The 15,698-nt window shown below is 68.1% G+C and carries 16 protein-coding genes; 11 read left to right on the forward strand and 5 right to left on the reverse strand.

The window, feature by feature from the left end:
* Window positions 1-255 precede the first annotated feature (255 nt).
* Window positions 256-747: a peptidoglycan-associated lipoprotein Pal gene (gene pal, locus AB3K92_RS15715; RefSeq protein WP_042974287.1), complete on the forward strand. Its 492-nt coding sequence runs from the start codon at window positions 256-258 to the stop codon at window positions 745-747.
* A gap of 150 nt (window positions 748-897) precedes the next feature.
* Here pal and AB3K92_RS15720 read toward each other — a convergent pair whose 3' ends face one another.
* A complete protein-coding gene (locus AB3K92_RS15720; protein ID WP_175924825.1) occupies window positions 898-1,362 on the reverse strand; it encodes a hypothetical protein in 465 nt (154 codons plus the stop codon).
* 202 nt (window positions 1,363-1,564) lie between these two features.
* Between AB3K92_RS15720 and AB3K92_RS15725 the strand changes: the two genes are divergently transcribed.
* A complete protein-coding gene (locus tag AB3K92_RS15725) occupies window positions 1,565-1,729 on the forward strand; it encodes a hypothetical protein (RefSeq protein WP_165580347.1) in 165 nt (54 codons plus the stop codon).
* Window positions 1,730-1,818: 89 nt separating this feature from the next.
* Here AB3K92_RS15725 and AB3K92_RS15730 read toward each other — a convergent pair whose 3' ends face one another.
* The 4 genes from AB3K92_RS15730 to AB3K92_RS15745 all read right to left on the reverse strand — a co-directional run bounded on the left by AB3K92_RS15730 (window position 1,819) and on the right by AB3K92_RS15745 (window position 7,143).
* Entirely contained in the window at window positions 1,819-3,078 is a 1,260-nt protein-coding gene (locus AB3K92_RS15730) for a cytochrome c (RefSeq protein WP_059492212.1), read from the reverse strand.
* Window positions 3,075-3,755 carry a (2Fe-2S)-binding protein gene (locus tag AB3K92_RS15735; protein ID WP_369465388.1) on the reverse strand — a complete coding sequence of 227 codons (681 nt, stop codon included), beginning with the start codon at window positions 3,753-3,755 and terminating at the stop codon, window positions 3,075-3,077. The genes AB3K92_RS15730 and AB3K92_RS15735 overlap by 4 nt, the downstream gene beginning before the upstream one ends.
* Entirely contained in the window at window positions 3,752-6,628 is a 2,877-nt protein-coding gene (locus tag AB3K92_RS15740) for a xanthine dehydrogenase family protein molybdopterin-binding subunit (RefSeq protein ID WP_060055625.1), read from the reverse strand. The genes AB3K92_RS15735 and AB3K92_RS15740 overlap by 4 nt, the downstream gene beginning before the upstream one ends.
* A gap of 140 nt (window positions 6,629-6,768) precedes the next feature.
* Window positions 6,769-7,143 carry a hypothetical protein gene (locus AB3K92_RS15745; RefSeq protein ID WP_133295703.1) on the reverse strand — a complete coding sequence of 125 codons (375 nt, stop codon included), beginning with the start codon at window positions 7,141-7,143 and terminating at the stop codon, window positions 6,769-6,771.
* Here AB3K92_RS15745 and AB3K92_RS15750 point away from each other — a divergent pair.
* The 9 genes from AB3K92_RS15750 to AB3K92_RS15790 all read left to right on the forward strand — a co-directional run bounded on the left by AB3K92_RS15750 (window position 7,142) and on the right by AB3K92_RS15790 (window position 15,657).
* Complete coding sequence (locus AB3K92_RS15750; protein WP_059484891.1) at window positions 7,142-8,692, forward strand: sensor domain-containing diguanylate cyclase; 1,551 nt, start codon at window positions 7,142-7,144, stop codon at window positions 8,690-8,692. The genes AB3K92_RS15745 and AB3K92_RS15750 overlap by 2 nt on opposite strands.
* A 243-nt stretch (window positions 8,693-8,935) precedes the next feature.
* On the forward strand, window positions 8,936-9,211 hold the full coding sequence (locus AB3K92_RS15755; protein WP_021158762.1) for a hypothetical protein: 276 nt from the start codon (window positions 8,936-8,938) through the stop codon (window positions 9,209-9,211).
* Window positions 9,212-9,453: 242 nt separating this feature from the next.
* Window positions 9,454-10,494, forward strand: a complete 1,041-nt coding sequence (locus AB3K92_RS15760) for a succinylglutamate desuccinylase/aspartoacylase family protein (RefSeq protein ID WP_369465389.1) — start codon at window positions 9,454-9,456, stop codon at window positions 10,492-10,494.
* A gap of 103 nt (window positions 10,495-10,597) precedes the next feature.
* Complete coding sequence (locus AB3K92_RS15765; RefSeq protein ID WP_048024629.1) at window positions 10,598-10,894, forward strand: type II toxin-antitoxin system MqsR family toxin; 297 nt, start codon at window positions 10,598-10,600, stop codon at window positions 10,892-10,894.
* Window position 10,895: 1 nt separating this feature from the next.
* Window positions 10,896-11,297, forward strand: coding sequence for a type II toxin-antitoxin system MqsA family antitoxin (locus AB3K92_RS15770; protein ID WP_042974280.1), 402 nt, complete (start codon window positions 10,896-10,898; stop codon window positions 11,295-11,297).
* Between the two features lie 317 nt (window positions 11,298-11,614).
* The gene (locus AB3K92_RS15775) at window positions 11,615-12,175 is read left to right on the forward strand and encodes a GNAT family N-acetyltransferase (protein ID WP_059707500.1); all 561 of its coding nucleotides are present in this window, start codon (window positions 11,615-11,617) and stop codon (window positions 12,173-12,175) included.
* 56 nt (window positions 12,176-12,231) lie between these two features.
* Complete coding sequence (locus AB3K92_RS15780; RefSeq protein ID WP_369465390.1) at window positions 12,232-13,179, forward strand: ABC transporter substrate-binding protein; 948 nt, start codon at window positions 12,232-12,234, stop codon at window positions 13,177-13,179.
* Window positions 13,180-13,247: 68 nt separating this feature from the next.
* Window positions 13,248-14,297 carry an LLM class flavin-dependent oxidoreductase gene (locus AB3K92_RS15785; protein WP_369465391.1) on the forward strand — a complete coding sequence of 350 codons (1,050 nt, stop codon included), beginning with the start codon at window positions 13,248-13,250 and terminating at the stop codon, window positions 14,295-14,297.
* 7 nt (window positions 14,298-14,304) lie between these two features.
* Window positions 14,305-15,657, forward strand: a complete 1,353-nt coding sequence (locus tag AB3K92_RS15790; RefSeq protein WP_059492206.1) for an LLM class flavin-dependent oxidoreductase — start codon at window positions 14,305-14,307, stop codon at window positions 15,655-15,657.
* Window positions 15,658-15,698: the final 41 nt, after the last annotated feature.

Raw genomic sequence — 15,698 nt, forward strand, 5'->3', positions numbered from 1 at the left:
GCACGAATGCCGCCCGGTCTGTGGCGTCGACGCAAAAAAATGCGGAGAAACTGGTCACGCTGTGACATTTTTCCTAATCTGTTTGCAGCGACGCCGAGATTTGGCGTTCCGGCCGCAACACTCTTTCATATGGCGCACCACCGGCTTACGAACATGATTCACGTCGTAGGTGCCGGATCTTTCGCGCCGTTCGGCCGGATACGGGCGTGTCGATCGCCCCACGCGTTCAATGCAGTCAACCGCTGGAGACGAACTATGAGCAAAACGAACCGATTTGCGGTCCTGACAACCGTCGTACTGCTGGCCGGTTGCCACCATGCGGCCAAGACACCCGAGAATGCCGGCATGGAGCCCGCGCCCTCGAGCGAAGCCGTCGCAACGGTGACGGCCGACGAGCTCAACAATCCGAACAGCCCGCTCGCGAAGCGCAGCATCTACTTCGATTTCGACCAGTACTCCGTCAAGCCCGAATACCAGTCGCTGCTGCAGGCACACGCCGACTACCTGCGCAGCCATCCGGCGCGGCACGTACTGATCCAGGGCAACACCGACGAACGCGGCACGTCCGAATACAACCTGGCGCTCGGCCAACGCCGTTCGCAGGCCGTGATGAGCGCGCTCGAAACGCTCGGTGTGCAAGCCACGCAACTCGAGGCGGTCAGCCTCGGCAAGGAAAAGCCGGTCGCGCTCGGCCACGACGAGGATTCGTGGGCACAGAACCGCCGCGCGGATCTCGTCTATCGTTGATCCCGGGCCGCCGTGACGGCGGCATTCGCTTCAGGAACGGCATGGCAGCCCGCTGGTCGCGCAAGCGGCCGCGCGGTGCCGCCCGTGCCCGCATGCCCGCCCCATGCATGCGATCGGCGCGAAGGCGACCGATCGCGCAATGCTTCGCGCTCAACGCCGGCGATCGAGCCGGCGATGCAGCCAGTACGACATCACGGCCGACGTCACGATCGCATCGAGCGTGGCGATCGCGTCGATGTCGCTGAACTGGTCGATTTTCATCAGGTAACCCTCGAGTTCGACAAAACCGATCATCGCACCGGCGCCGACGACCATCCCCAGCAGCACGAACCAGCGCCGCCGGAGCCGCGTGCCGATTGCGCCCATGATGCCGCCGGTCACGGCCGCCGGCAGGAAGTAGCCGAACAGGAACGACGCGAAGAAGATCAGCGGAACCATGCCGGCACCGACTTTCAGTGCCTCCCACGACGGGCCGTCGATCAACGACCACCCGACCAGCATCACGGCCGGCCAGACGAGCGATGCGACCAGCGGGCCGCCGACCGCAAACGACAAGCAGCCGAGCACGGCGGGACGGAACGGACGCGACGACGGACGTTCAGCGGTGGCACTCATGTTTTTCGTGGTCGGAACCGGAATGGCGGCGTGCCGCAGTGTACCAACACGCCGTGCGACGACGCCGATCCGCCCCCTCGCATTCGACCATCCGCAAAACGCATGGAATAAACGCCCCGCCCGAAACGTTTCTTCAGCGCGCAGACGCACGGTTCACGCGAACCGGCCTTTCCCGCGGCCTGCGCGTTGCAAGGAGGTGGAAATGAGATCTGCAACCTTGGCCGCGGCGCTGATCGCGGCGCTGGTGCTCGTGCTGTCGGCAGGATGTACGTCCGGCGGCGGCGCGCCGCAAGGGCCGGGCATGAGCCGGTACGGCGGCAGTGGCGCGGGAGGTGCGGGCGGTGGCGGAGGAGGCAGCGGCTACTGAAGAACCGCTGCGAGCAGTCGGGCGACGCGTCGCGCACGAGCACCGGAAACCGGCTGAATCGCGCGCGACGCCCCGCCCGGCCGCACGACTTAACGCATGGCCTTCACGTCGGCCGGCGTGACGCTCGCGGGCTGGCCGCCCCACGTCGCACGCAGGTAGTTCGCGAGCTGCGCGAGTTCGTCGTCGCTCAGCGTATGCGCGAAACCGGGCATCGGCTGCAGGTTCTCGAACCCGGCGAACTTCTGCTCGCCGATGCCGTCGAGCATCGCGACCAGCAGGTTGCGCGGGTCGCCCTGGCGCACCGTCGAGTTGCCGTTCATCGGCACCGCCACGTGCGGCTTGCCTTCGCCGTTGAAGCCGTGACAGCCCGCGCAGACCGCGAGATACACCGAGCGGCCAGCCGCGAGCTGCGCGGCGTCGGCCGACACCGGCTTCACCGGTTGCGGCGCGGGCGGCGTGTCGCCCAGCAGGTACACGGACAGCGCACGCAGGTCGTCCTTCGTCATGTACTGCGTGCTCAGGTGCACGACCGGGTACATCTCGCCGAACGCCGAGCCTTGCGGCGCGATGCCGACCCCGAAGAACGTCTGCAGGTCGGCGCCCGTCCAGCCGCGCGCGGCAAGGCCGGCCGGCGTGATGTCGGGCGCGGCCACGCGGCCGAGCGCCGCGCCCGCGAACGGCTTCGCGCTGTCGAGCTGGCCCGTGAACGCGCGCGGCGTGTGGCATTCCGCGCAGTGGCCGAGCGCACCCGCCAGGTAGCGGCCGCGCTGCCAGTCGGCGGACTGGCCGGCCGAGGCATCGGGCAGGCTGTCCTTCAGGAACACCATGTCCCAGAAGACCATCCCGAACCGCAGGTTGTACGGGAACTTCAGCTCGTGCTCGCGGTTTTCCTGCGCGACCGGCCTGACGGTCTTCAGGTACGCGTACATCGCGTCGGAATCGGCACGCGTGAGCTGCCGGTACGACGTGTACGGCATCGACGGATACAGGCGCTTGCCCGGCGCCTTGCCGTCGTGCAGCGCGGCGTAGAAATCGTCCGCGCTCCAGTTGCCGATCCCGTGATCCTTGTCCGGCGTGATGTTCGAGCCGTAGAACGTGCCGAACGGCGATTCGAGGGGCGCGCCGCCGGCGAACGGCGCGCCGTCCTTCGCGGTGTGGCACGCGGCGCAATCGGCGGCCTTGACGAGATAGCGGCCGCGCGCGACCGGGTCGGCACCGGGCGCGCCGGAAGCGGCGTTCGAGGCCGGGGCGTCGTGGCCGCCGCATGCGGCGAGCAGCAGCGCGCAAGCCGCCGCGAGCACCGGGAGGCCCGCAGCCCGCGCGACACGATGAGCGAATGTGCGTTTCATGCGGCGTCCTTCACGAGTCCCGGCGTCGTCAGCACCACGTCCTTGACGGCTTCGTAGTAGCGGACATAGCCCGTGCAGCGGCAGAGGTGCGCATCGAGCGCCTCGGTGATCGTGCGCTCGACGTCGGCCTTCGCAACCGGCTCGCGCTTCAGGCGTTCGATCAGCACGGTCGCCGCGTTGACGAAACCCGGCGTGCAATAGCCGCACTGGAAGCTGAAGTGCTCGAGGAACTTCTGCTGGATCGGCGACAGCTCGACCACTTCGCCCGCTTCGTTGCGCTTCGCGTGGCCTTCGATCGTGCGGATCGTGCGGCCGTGGAAGAAATGCGCGCCGGTGATGCAGGTGCGCACTTCCTCGCTCGTACCGTCCGGCTTGTCGACGATCACGACGCACGCGTGGCAGATGCCCTGCCCGCAGCCGAGCCGCGACCCGGTGAGGCCCGCGTATTCGTGCAGGAACTCGATCATCATCAGCCCTTCCGGCACCTGCATCGGGCCGACGGACTTGCCGTTGATGTTGATCGACAGCGGTTTCGACTGGAACCGGACGAGCGGACGCTCGACGGCGGCCGGTGCCGATGCCGGTACGGCCGGGGCCGAGGCCGGGGCCGGTGCGGAAGCGCCGGTCGCAGCGGCGCTGGCGCTCGCGGCCGAAGCCGCGGTTTGGGCGGTCGTCATGCGAGCACCTCCTGAATCTTTTGCGGGGTCACCGGCAGGTCGGTGAAACGATGGCCGATCGCGTGCGCGATGCCGTTCACGATCGCGCCGACGACGGGGATCATCACCACTTCGGCGACGCCCTTCGGCGGATCGGTCTCGGACAGCGGCGGCAGCACGTCGCCCGTTTGGGTCCATACGGCGACATCGGACGCACGCGGCAACTGGTAACGGTTGAAGTTCCACGTGCCGTTGCCGGGGCCGTCTTCATACAGCGGCAGGTATTCGTGCAACGCGTGGCCGATACCCATCGCGAGACCGCCCTGCAACTGGCCCGACACGAGCTGCGGCGAAATCTGGTTGCCGCATTCCATGATCGAGTGATGCGTGAGCAGCTCGACCTTGCCGGTCGCTTCGTGCACGGCCAGCTCGACCAGCGTGCCGACCGCCGTGTAGTACGTGACGGCCGCGTTGTTGCGGCTCGTCGGCGGAATGAACACGCGCTTGCGGTCCAGCACGCGGTAGCCGTTCGCGGTCGGCGCCAGCGTGCCGCGCAGCACGGTCGCGCCGGCAGGCGCGGCGGTGCCGGGCACCGGGCCGTTGTCGCCCGTCTTCGGTGCGCCGACGCGCAGCGACAGCCCGTCGATCGGCAAACGATCGACCACGCCGCCCACTTCGAACTCGGCGTCGGTCCACTGCCAGCGGTTGAACACGTGCACGACGGCGCCGGTCGGCAGGCCGAGCGCATGCGCCTGCTTCGCGAGCTGTTCGAACGACAGCGGCTCGAGGCCGTCGGCGGTCAGCTTGCCGTCGACCCAGCGCGCGTCCTCGATGCGGATCGTGTACGGCGCGGCCTGGCCGCCGCCGAGGCCGCGCGTCCAGATCGACATCGCCGCCGGCCACAGGCCGTAGCGGAACACCGCGCGCGCGGCTTCGCGCGTGCTGTGCGTGAAGTAGTACGCGGAGTTCGTCGCGCTCGACGGCGACGCATAACTCGGCGACCAGCGCGGGTTCGCGCTCAGGCGATCCTGGTCGGCCTGCGACATGATGTACGGATCGCCGCTGGTCTCGACCGGCAGGTCCGGCCATTCGGTCACGGCGACCTGCACGTCCGTCGCCGGACGGCCGAGCCACTTCACGACGGCCACCGCCTGCGACGTCGACATCCCGGTGCCGATCTCGGCAGCCGTGTGGCGCAGCGACACCTTGCCGTTCTCGTCGAATTCGACTTTCGCGAACGACGCTTCCGCGCCCGTGCCGAAGTCCTTCTGCACGCACGCGAAGCCGACGCCGTAACGCTTGCCCGGGTTCGCCGCCTCGTATTCGGCCTTGCGCGCGGCGCGGCGCGTCCACAGCGGATGCTGCCTCGAACGCTCGAGCACCTCGTCGACGCGCAGCGCGCCGGCGGGAATCGCGCCTTGCGTGTTCTTCATTCCCGAACGCAGCGCGTTGCGCAGGCGGAAATCGATCGGGTCGATGTTCAGCTGCGCGGCAATCTCGTCGACCGCCATCTCGGTCGCCGCCATGCTCTGCAGCGTGCCGTAGCCGCGCGCGGAACCGGCATCGATCGCGCGCGATGCAATCGCCACGGCCGCGAGGTCGCTCTTCGGGAAGTAGTAGATCGATTGCGCGGCCGTCGCGCCGACCATCGCGACCGACGGCGAGAAGTTCGAGCGCCCGCCGCCGTTCGCCTCGAAGTCGCCCTTGAACGACTGCAGCAGGCCCGTGTTGCGGTCCACGGCGATCCGGTAATGCATCTTGAACGCGTGACGCTTCAGCGACGTCTGGAACTGTTCGTAGCGATCGTTCGCGAAACGCACCGGGCGGCCGTCCGCGTACAGCGCGCAGACGAGGCCGTAGAACGGTACGTTGAAGTGATCCTTCGAGCCGTAGCCGACCGTGTAGCACGGATGCACGAACAGCTTCTTCACCGGGAAGCGGCACTTCGCGACCATCGCGGCCGCGTTCTCCGCCACCTCGAGCGGCGACTGGGTCGGCACGACGAGGTGCAGCGACTGCGTCGCGGCGTCGTACCAGCAGTTCGCGTTGTCGGGTTCGAGCGCGGCGGTGTCGACCGACTGCGTGCTGTATTCGCGGTCGAACACGAGCCAGTCGGCCGACGGATGGTCGAGTTCGCTCGCGATCTGCCCGGCGAGGAACATGCCCTGCTCGTCGAGCTTGCCGTGCTCCTTGCCGTCCGGCCACACCGGCAGGTGCTTGCGCATCATGCTCGGAAAGATCGGCGCGTCCTTCAGGCTCGAATAGACATCGTCGTCGTAGGCCGTCTTGCCGCCCACGCGCACGTAGCGGAAGGTGCCCCACGGATCGCGCTCGAGCGGGCCCGTGACCGCGCCGTAGCGGATCACGTCGTCGCGGAACTTGAGCGCGTTCTTCGCGAAGCGGAAGCGCGCGAAGTCGTGATAGATGAGGATCGCGACCGCATGGCCGAGATACGCGGGCGTCTTGCCGGCGGGCAGCAGCATGTCGTCGCCGTAGAACGCCGGGAACGCGACGCCGTCGCGCACGAGATCGTCGGCCGTGACCACGCGGTCCGGTTTCAGCTCGTCGCCCAGCAGCGAAAGGTCGAAGCCTTCGTACGTGCGGTCGGCCTGCGTGACGCGCAGGATCAGCGCATGAGACTGCTGCTGCGGCCAGTGCGGCATGTCGGCTGCGCGCACGTCACGGGCGAACACTTTCGAGCCCGTGACCTTCGCGATGCCGTCGATGCGGAATTGGGGGATGCCGGTGACGCTATCCCATTTGACAGGGGTGAGGAGTTTTTCTTCGAAGAGCGCCGCGAACGCGCGGCTGCCCAGGGGCGCGACATACACTGCGACGCCCGCCAGCACGCTGGCTTTCAGAAAACCCCGCCGTGACAGGCCGTGGTTTTTCATTGGGGGGAACCTCCTGATACGGCTCGGACGGCGATCGGATGTCGCGACGTTCGGAGCGGCGCGCATTCTGGCATTGTTTTTGATATATCGCCTATAGTATTTCCCGCATGAAATACTTATTGAATTTCTTATAACGGTATTCAGCCGGGCTGCGACAGCCGGTCGCGGGTGGCAATCAGGTCATCAGGTCGCATCGCCTGCCCGCTTGCGGCGGTTTCGTTCGTGTCGATCGCGCCCGGCGGATACGTGCCTGTCTCCTGTCGATCGCCGAGCCTTGTTCGGTTCGCAACGATGCTGCCCCGGCGCCGGCGAATGCGCAAGACTTTCGTGGGCGTGGTTGACGACTGGTGGCCGACGCGGCACGCGGGTCCGCCGGGCGATCCGGGCAACCCGCGCCGCCCGTTTTTCATGGTAATGTCGTGCGCATCCGGCCTGGCCGGGCTTCCGCCACGTGCCGTGCGGGTGCCGCCAGCCATCGCGATATCGAGCGACATCGTGTCGAGGTCAAAAACCATGGCAGTCAGGGCATCTCTCCTGCACTCCGTTCTCGCCACTCCCCCCTCCGGCAATCACCGTGTGACGGCCGCGCTGCGCCCGTCGATGCTCGTTACCCTGTTCGAGGACGTCCGGCCGATGGCGCTCTCCGGGCTCGCGAGCGGCTTCGTCGCGGCCGTCGCGCTGATCCGGCTGCAGCAGCTCTGGTGCCTCGCGTGGCTGATCGTCGACGTCGGCCTGCTCATCGCGCGGCTCTCGATCGTGCGTGCGTACACGGTTCAGCGCGACGGCGGCGACGACCGCGCCGAATACTGGGCGATGCGCTATGCGCCCGTGTCGCTCGTCGCGTGCTTCGTGCTCGGCCTCGGCGTGATGGGCTGCGTGCAGGCCGTCGACGTCGAGCTCGGCACGCTGTCGGTGATGGTCGCGGGCGGCGTGTTCGGCGGGATCGCGTCGCGCAATTCGGCGCTGCCCCGGCTCGCGATGACGCAGGTCACGGTCGGCGTGCTGCCGATCGGCATCGGCGCGTTGCTGGCCCAGCGACCGGGGGCGTGGCTGCTGCTGCCGCCGCTCGCGATCTACCTCGTCGCGATGCGCACCGTCGTCCAGCGTCACTATCGCGTGCTCGTTGCGCTGATTGCCGCGCGCCAGCGCAACGCCGAACTCGTCGCGCGCTTCGACGCCGCGCTCACCTACATGCCGCACGGCCTGTGCATGATCGACGGCGAGCGCCGCGTGATCGTCGCGAACCGGCGCACAGCGCAACTGTTCGGCTCGCCGCGCCAGATCATGCTCGATACGCCGCTGCCCGACGTCGTCGCGGCGCTCGGCGCGAACGACGCGATCGATCCCGGCGGCGCCCGTCTCGCCGCGCAGTGCGAGATCTGGCTGGCCTGCGACGAACCCGCACCGCTCGACCTGGTGCTCGCCGACGGCCGCCAGCTCGAACTGACGCGCCATCTCGTGCCGGACGGCAACGCGGTGATCATCGTCGAGGACGTCACCGCGCGCCGCCAGACCGAACAGCACATCCGGCATCTCGCGCGGCACGATGCGCTGACGGGTTTGCCGAACCGCCACGAACTGCATGCGGAACTCAAGCGGATGCTCGCGAGCCGGCCACGCACGCCGGAGTCCGGGCTCGCCGTGATGTATCTCGACCTCGACGGCTTCAAGGCGATCAACGACCGGTTCGGCCACCAGGCCGGCGACGACGTGCTGACGCAGGTTGCCGAGCGACTCGGCAAGACGCTGCCGCCCGGCGAGCTGGCCGCGCGCATCGGCGGCGACGAATTCGTCGTCGCGATCGACGACGCGACGATGCATGCGTGCTCGCTCCTCGCCGCGCGCATCATCCGGCAGATCTCGGCGCCGTACACGCTGTCGATCGGCGAGACCGTCATCCTGGGGATCAGCATCGGCATCGCACTCGACGACGGGCACGGCTCCCCCGACGAACTGATCCGGCAGGCCGACAGCGCGCTGTACGACGCGAAATCGGCCGGCAAGGGCATCTACCGCTTCTATTCGAGCGGCAGCAGCCGGGTCACGCCGGCCACCGCGAGCTGACCCGGCTGCGCAGCCCTCTTTCTCCCGCGTCAACGCTTCCCGACGAATCAATTCCGAAACGCTTTGCGTGACCACACGTGGCGTCGCGCGCGCGCGTGTCACGTGACGTGTTCCGTAACATCGGCGCCCACGGCCCGTCACGTTGGCTGCAGAAGCCTGCACGATCGATGCAGCGCGGGGCTTTTCGAACCTGGCACTCTTATTGCTCCCTGTCAGGGAAACAGGTGGTCAGGGAGACCCAACATGAATACCGTCGAAGTCCTCAGCCGCAGCGAAACCATCGACGAACTGGATGTGATCGACGGCGCATCGCTGATCCGCCGGCTCGTTTCCGAACGCCGCATGCCGGCCGCACGCGAAGCCCGATGCGTCGACAATCCGCCGCTGACGCTGTACGGCGCGTTTCGCCAGGGCGTCGCCGATCACGCCGCGCGCCGCGCGAATCCGTATCGCGCCGGCAGCCGTTTCTGGGCACTGTGGGAAGAAGGACGTCTCGAAGCTGAAACATCGGGCCGGTGAGCCGGCCTGGCACGCCGGCCCCGTCGCGACAAGGGCCGGCGCGAAACGCCGGGCCCGAATGAGGCCGGCAGGCGTTCACCGCTGCAACATCGCACCGGGTTCCGCGCATCGGCTTTGCAACTCGCCCTGATGCCTCCATGCGCTTGCCGGCTGATGGCGTTCGGCGTCGCTCGCGCCCGGCGCGGCGCGCGGCGGTCGTTTCCCGATAAGATGGCAGATTCCGTTCATCGAACGATGCCGCCATGACCGCCTCCTCCTCACACCGCAATCCCATCCACTGCGAAATCGATCTCGACGCACAAGGCAAGCACGCGGGCTACCTGCGGCTGCCGCATTCCGTCCACCGCTCGGCGTATGGCTGGCTGCCGATCCCGATCGCGTCGATTCGCAACGGCGACGGCCCGGTCGCGCTCGTGATGGCCGGCAACCACGGCGACGAGTACGAAGGCCAGATCATCGTGTCGCAACTGATGCGCGAGATCGAGCCCGGGATGGTCAGCGGGCAGCTGATCCTGCTGCCGATGGCGAATTTCCCGGGGGCGGACGCGGGCCTGCGCGTGTCGCCGCTCGACCAGGGCAACCTGAACCGCAGCTTCCCCGGCGATCCGGCCGGCACGCCGACGCAGATGATCGCCCACTACATCGAGCATGTCCTGCTGGCGCGCTCGCAGTATCTGGTCGACCTGCACTCGGGCGGCAGTTCGCTGCTGTACCAGGGCGGCAACATGCTCGCGATCGACCCGCTCGACGCCGACGAAGCCGCGAAGCTCAACGGGCTGCTGGTCGCGTTCGGGTTGCAGAACGCGCTGCTGCACGCGCCGAATCCCGTGCACTCGGCCTCGGCCGCGCGCCGCCAGGGCGCGATCTCGATCGTGACCGAACTCGGCGGTGCCGGCATGGCCGACCCGTCGCTGATCCGGCTCGGTCGCCACGGTCTGCTGCACTACCTCGGTTACATCGGCCTGCTGCGCGGCGCGCTCGTGCCCGACGCGCCGCCCACCGTCACGCGCTTCATGCGTGTCGACGGCGATCGCCACTTCGTCTATGCATACGAGCGCGGGCTGTACGAGCCGCTCGTCGAACTCGGCGACCAGGTGAAGGCCGGGCAGCCGGCCGCATGGGTGCATTTCCCCGATACGCCGCTGCGCGAGCCGGTGCTGCACCGCTTCAAGGGCGACGGCGAAGTGGTGTGCAAGCGCGTGCCCGCGCAGGTGCAGCGCGGCGATTGCCTGTTCCAGCTCGCGGAGTTGTCGGCCCCGCCGAGCATCGGCCAGACGGCCTAAAACCGGATCCATCTCTTTTCCATGCGGTCTGCCAGTCATGGCGGACGGCATCCGCTCGCCATTAACCAACTTGACAAATTAACTTACTTGGTTATGATCGCCAATGGAAAAGAGAAGGCCTCATTGCAAGCTGTCCCTCGTCAAGGCGCGGGTCGAATCCGGCCAGGTCCGGTTGACCGCGAGCGCGGTACTCGGCGCGCGGCAACTCGGTTTCACGGAACGGGAGGCGCTCGATGTCGTGATGTCGCTGACCGACCTCGACTTCCACAAGAGCATGACGACGTACGCCGACCACACGATCTGGCAGGACGTCTACCGGCCGTTGACGGTGCGCGGCGACGTGTACCTGAAACTGACGGTGATCGACGATGTGCTGATCGTGTCTTTCAAGGAGCGATGAAATGAAATGTCCTGCATGCGGTGCCGCGAAGCTCGTCCGCGACACGCGCGACATCCCTTATACCTACAAGGGCCGGTCGACTGTCGTCCGCGCCATCACCGGCGAGTTCTGCCCGGCCTGCGGGGAATCGGTACTGGATCTCGACGAGGCGACCCGTCTCGGCGAAGCGATCAGCGAGTTCAACAAGCAGGTGAACGCCACCATCGTCGACCCGAATTACATCGCGAAGGTACGCAAGAAGCTGAGGCTCGACCAGCGCGAGGCGGCCGAGCTTTTCGGCGGCGGCGTCAACGCATTCTCCCGTTACGAAACAGGCAAGACGAATCCGCCGCTTGCCCTCGTGAAACTGCTGAAGATCCTCGATCGTCACCCCGATCTGCTCGCCGAAGTCCGGGCGGCATAGGCGCTCGCATGCCGGCATCGCGCACGCGCGTGTATCGGCTTCGATGCATGCGCATGCACCGCGTCGTCGCCACCCCACTCCCGCTGCGAGCCTTCTGACGTCCGCCGCGAAATCCTTATCGAAATTGCTTCGTTCGCCTTTGCCGGCCGCGCCGCTAACGTGTTCAAAACGGCGGCGGCCCGCCACCTGCATCCCGGCAGGACATGCACCGGCCGCCGCCATCACGACAACCGCGTCGCGATAACGGAACAGACCGGACGGGCCGCGTGCCCGCACCCCGCCAGGAACGTCCGCATCGCGCGCCCTTCGCGATGCCCATGGCCACGACCGACCGCATCATCGACACGACACCGCTCGACGTCCGCGCGCAACCGCTGATCGACGCACTGATCGACGAGTATTCGACCCGTTACAACGCGTATCGCCCCGACAGCCACGCGTCCGCACGCGAGGAGCTCGCGCGCTACCCGGCCGAACTGTTCGCGCCGCCCGAAGGCGCGTTCGTGCTGCTGCTGCGCGACGGCGAGACGATCGGCGGCGGCGCGTTCAAGCGCTACGACGCGCAGACCGCCGAGCTCAAACGCATCTGGACCCGCGCGGACCTGCGCCGTCAGGGCCTCGCACGCATCATCGTGGAGGCACTCGAACTGCGCGCCGTGCAACAAAACTATCGCCGCATCTACCTGACTACCGGTTTTCGCCAGCCCGAAGCATGGGCGCTGTACGACCGCACCGGCTATACGCGGCTGTTCGATTCGTCGATCGCCCCCGAGGTGCATTACCACCTGCGGTTCGGCAAGGATCTCGCCGATCCGTCGCGCACGTCGACGCTGGCCGACCTGTGGGCGCCCGTGCCCGAACCGGCGCTGCCGCGCTGACCGCCGCCGCGCCCCCGCCTTCCTCCGATTTCCGCTTGCCACCACAGGACGCTTTCATGCAACGAGCCGTACCGTTTTCTTCCCGTGCCGCGCGCACGCTGGCCATCGCGTTGATCGGCCTGACCGCGTTCGCCGCAGCCGCGGCCGCCGCCACGTTCGACTTGAGCCCCGAACAGCGCGGGCGCCCGCGCGGCGTGGCCGATGCGGCAGTCGAGCGCGCGGTGCCCGCGTCGTTCAAGTTCGCCGAACCCGGCACGCTGACGATCGGCATCGCGCCGAGCCTGCCGCCGATCAGTTCGTATGCAACCGATGCTCGCACGGTGATCGGCTTCGACGCCGACGTCGGCCAGCTCGTGTCCGACAGCCTCGGCCGCAAGCTGAAGATCGTCGCGCTCGCTTGGGCCGACTGGCCGCTCGCGCTCGAATCCGGAAAAGTCGACGCGGTGATCTCGAACGTCACCGTCACCGAGGAGCGCAAGCAGAAGTTCGATTTCTCGACCTACCGCAAGGACCAGGTCGGCTTCTACGTGCGCAACGACAGCAAGATCCAGGCGATCCGCGAGCCGAAGGACGTCGCGGGGCTGCGTGTCGTGACCGATGCCGGCACCAACCAGGAAAAAATCCTGCTCGCGTGGGATCGCGAGAACGTCGCGCACGGACTGAAACCCGTGCAGATCCAGTACTACGACGACCAGGCGATGCGCATCGTCGCCGTGCAGTCGGGCCGTGCCGATGCCGTGTTCAGCGTGAACTCGGTGCTCGCATACCAGAGCGCGCAGCAAGGCAAGACGCGGCTCGTCGGCGCAATCAGCGGCGGCTGGCCGCGCACGGCCGACATCGCGATCGCGACGCGCCGCGGCAGCGGGCTCGCCGATCCGCTGACCGTCGCGCTGAACGGGTTGATCAGGAACGGCCGCTACCAGCAGGTGCTCGACCGCTGGAACCTCGCGTCCGAGGCTATCGACCAGTCGCGCACGAATCCGCCGGGGCTGCCGAAGAGCTGAGCGCCACGCCCGCCCTTCGTCCCGTCCCGTCACGCTTACTTCACGCTCAAGCAGGAACGCCGCCCACCATGTCTTATTCGCTTTCGTTGCTGGACAAGAGTCCGATCGCCGACGGCGCGAACGCCGCCGACGCGCTGCGCTTCACCACGACGCTCGCGCAGCGCGCCGAACAGCTCGGCTACGAGCGCTTCTGGGTCGCCGAGCATCATGGCACGCAGGCCTTCGCGAGCTCCGCGCCGGAGATCGTCGTCGCGCACCTGCTCGCGCACACGTCGCGCATCCGCGTCGGCTCGGGCGGCGTGATGCTGCAGCACTACAGCCCGTTCAAGGTCGCCGAGACGTTCAAGGTACTGGCTGCGCTCGCGCCGGGCCGCGTCGACCTCGGCGTCGGCAAGGCGCCCGGCGGGTTGCCGCTGACCACGCGCGCACTGCAGTGGTTCCACGACAAGGCGCGCAAGCCGGACTTCGCGGGCCAGCTCGCGGAACTCGACGCGTTTCTCGGCTGGGGCGTCGCGGAGGATCACCCGCTCGCCGGCGCGGCCGCGCTGCCCGTGCCGCCGCAGGCGCCCGAACGCATCCTGCTCGGCGGCTCGCCGGACAGCGGCACGCTCGCCGCGCGCAACGGCTGGCGCTTCTGCTACGCGGGGCATTTCAACGGCGACGACGCGAACATCGAACGCTCGCTCGACGCGTACCGCAGCGCGGGCGGCACACGGCCGCTGGTCGCGCTGTACGCGGTGGCCGCGCCGACGCGCGACGAGGCCGAGCAACTGATCGGGCCGCTGAAGATCTTCAAGCTGCAGCTCGCGGGCGGGCAAAGCTTCAACCTCCCCAGTGCGCAGGCGGCCGCCGAATTCGCGCGGCAGAGCGGCGCGTCCGACTATCGCATCGACGAGCTGCGCCCGACGGTGCTGGCCGATACCCCCGATCGCGTGCACCACGCGCTCGATGCGCTGAGCCGGCGGCTCGACGTCGACGCGTTCGTGATCGATTCGCCGGTGACCGACTACGCGGCGCGGCTCGCATCGGCCGAATGGCTCGGCGGCGCGCTGTCGGCCACGCCGTTGCAGGCGGCCCTCGCGGCCGACCGCTCCCTTTCCCCTGACCAGAACGCGTGACGCTCCCATGACGACCCGACGATCGATCCCTTTCGGCCTGATGCTGCAAGGCGCAGGCAGCCACATGAACGCATGGCGGCACCCGAGCAACCCGCCGGACGCGAGCATCAACCTCGATTTCGCGATCGGCATCGCCCGCAAGGCGGAAGCCGCCGGCATCGCCTTCGCGTTCGTCGCGGACGGCCTCTACATCAACGAGAAGTCGATCCCGCACTTCCTGAACCGCTTCGAGCCGCTGACCGTGCTGTCGGCGCTCGCGGTCGCGACGAAGAAGATCGGGCTCGCGGGCACGATCTCGACGTCGTACAGCGAGCCGTTCACGGTCGCCCGCCAGCTGGCGTCGCTCGATGCGATCAGCGGCGGGCGCGCGGGCTGGAACGTCGTGACGACGCCGCTCGAGGGCACCGCGAAGAACTTCGGCAAGGCGCATCCCGATCATGAGTTGCGCTACGAGATCGCCGACGAATACCTCGACGTCGTGCAGGGCCTGTGGGACAGCTGGGACGACGACGCATTCGTGCGCGACCGCGCGACCGGCCGCTTCTTCGATCGCGACAAGCTCCACACGCTCGATCACCACGGCCGCTTCTTCCAGGTCGCGGGCCCGCTGAACATCCAGCGGTCCCCGCAGGGGCAGCCGGTGATCTTCCAGGCCGGCTCCTCCGACACCGGCATCGGGCTCGCCGGGAAGTACGCGGATGCCGTGTTCACGCATTCGCCGTCGCTCGACGAGACGGCCGCGTTCACGCGGCGCGTCAAGCAGAGCGCGATCGAGCACGGCCGGCAAGGCAGCGACGTGAAGGTCTTCCCCGGCATCGGGCCGATCGTCGGCCGCACGGCCGCCGAGGCCGAGGACAAGTACCAGGCGATCCGCGACCTGCTGACGATCGACGAGGCGCTCGCCTATCTGGGCCGCTATTTCGATCACCACGATTTCACGCAGTACGCGCTCGACGCGCCGTTCCCGGAGCTCGGCGAGCTCGGCCGCAACAGCTTCCGCTCGACCACCGACCGGATCAAGGCCGACGCGAAACAGAAAGGCCTGTCGCTGCGCGAGACGGCGCTCGCGGTCGCCACCCCGCGCCCGAACTTCATCGGCACGGCCGAGCATGTCGCCGACGAGCTGATCCGCTGGCACGACGCGGGCGCCGGCGACGGCTTCATCCTCGGCTTCGCGGTGCAGGCGCAAGGCGTCGACGATTTCGTCGAACTCGTGATCCCGGCGCTCGAGGCGCGCGGCCGCTACAGCCGCGACCTGCCCGGCGCGACGCTGCGCGACCACCTCGGCCTGCCGCGCAAGGCAAGCCGTCACGCGGTGCGTGACGCGTCGCCCGAAACGGCGGCCGAAGCGCACGCCTGACACCCGCCGCCGCGCCGCCCGTGCGCGTGCGCGGCGCGTCC

It is taken from the genome of Burkholderia sp. Bmkn7, assembly GCF_041103175.1.
Classification (GTDB): Bacteria; Pseudomonadota; Gammaproteobacteria; order Burkholderiales; family Burkholderiaceae; genus Burkholderia; species Burkholderia cepacia.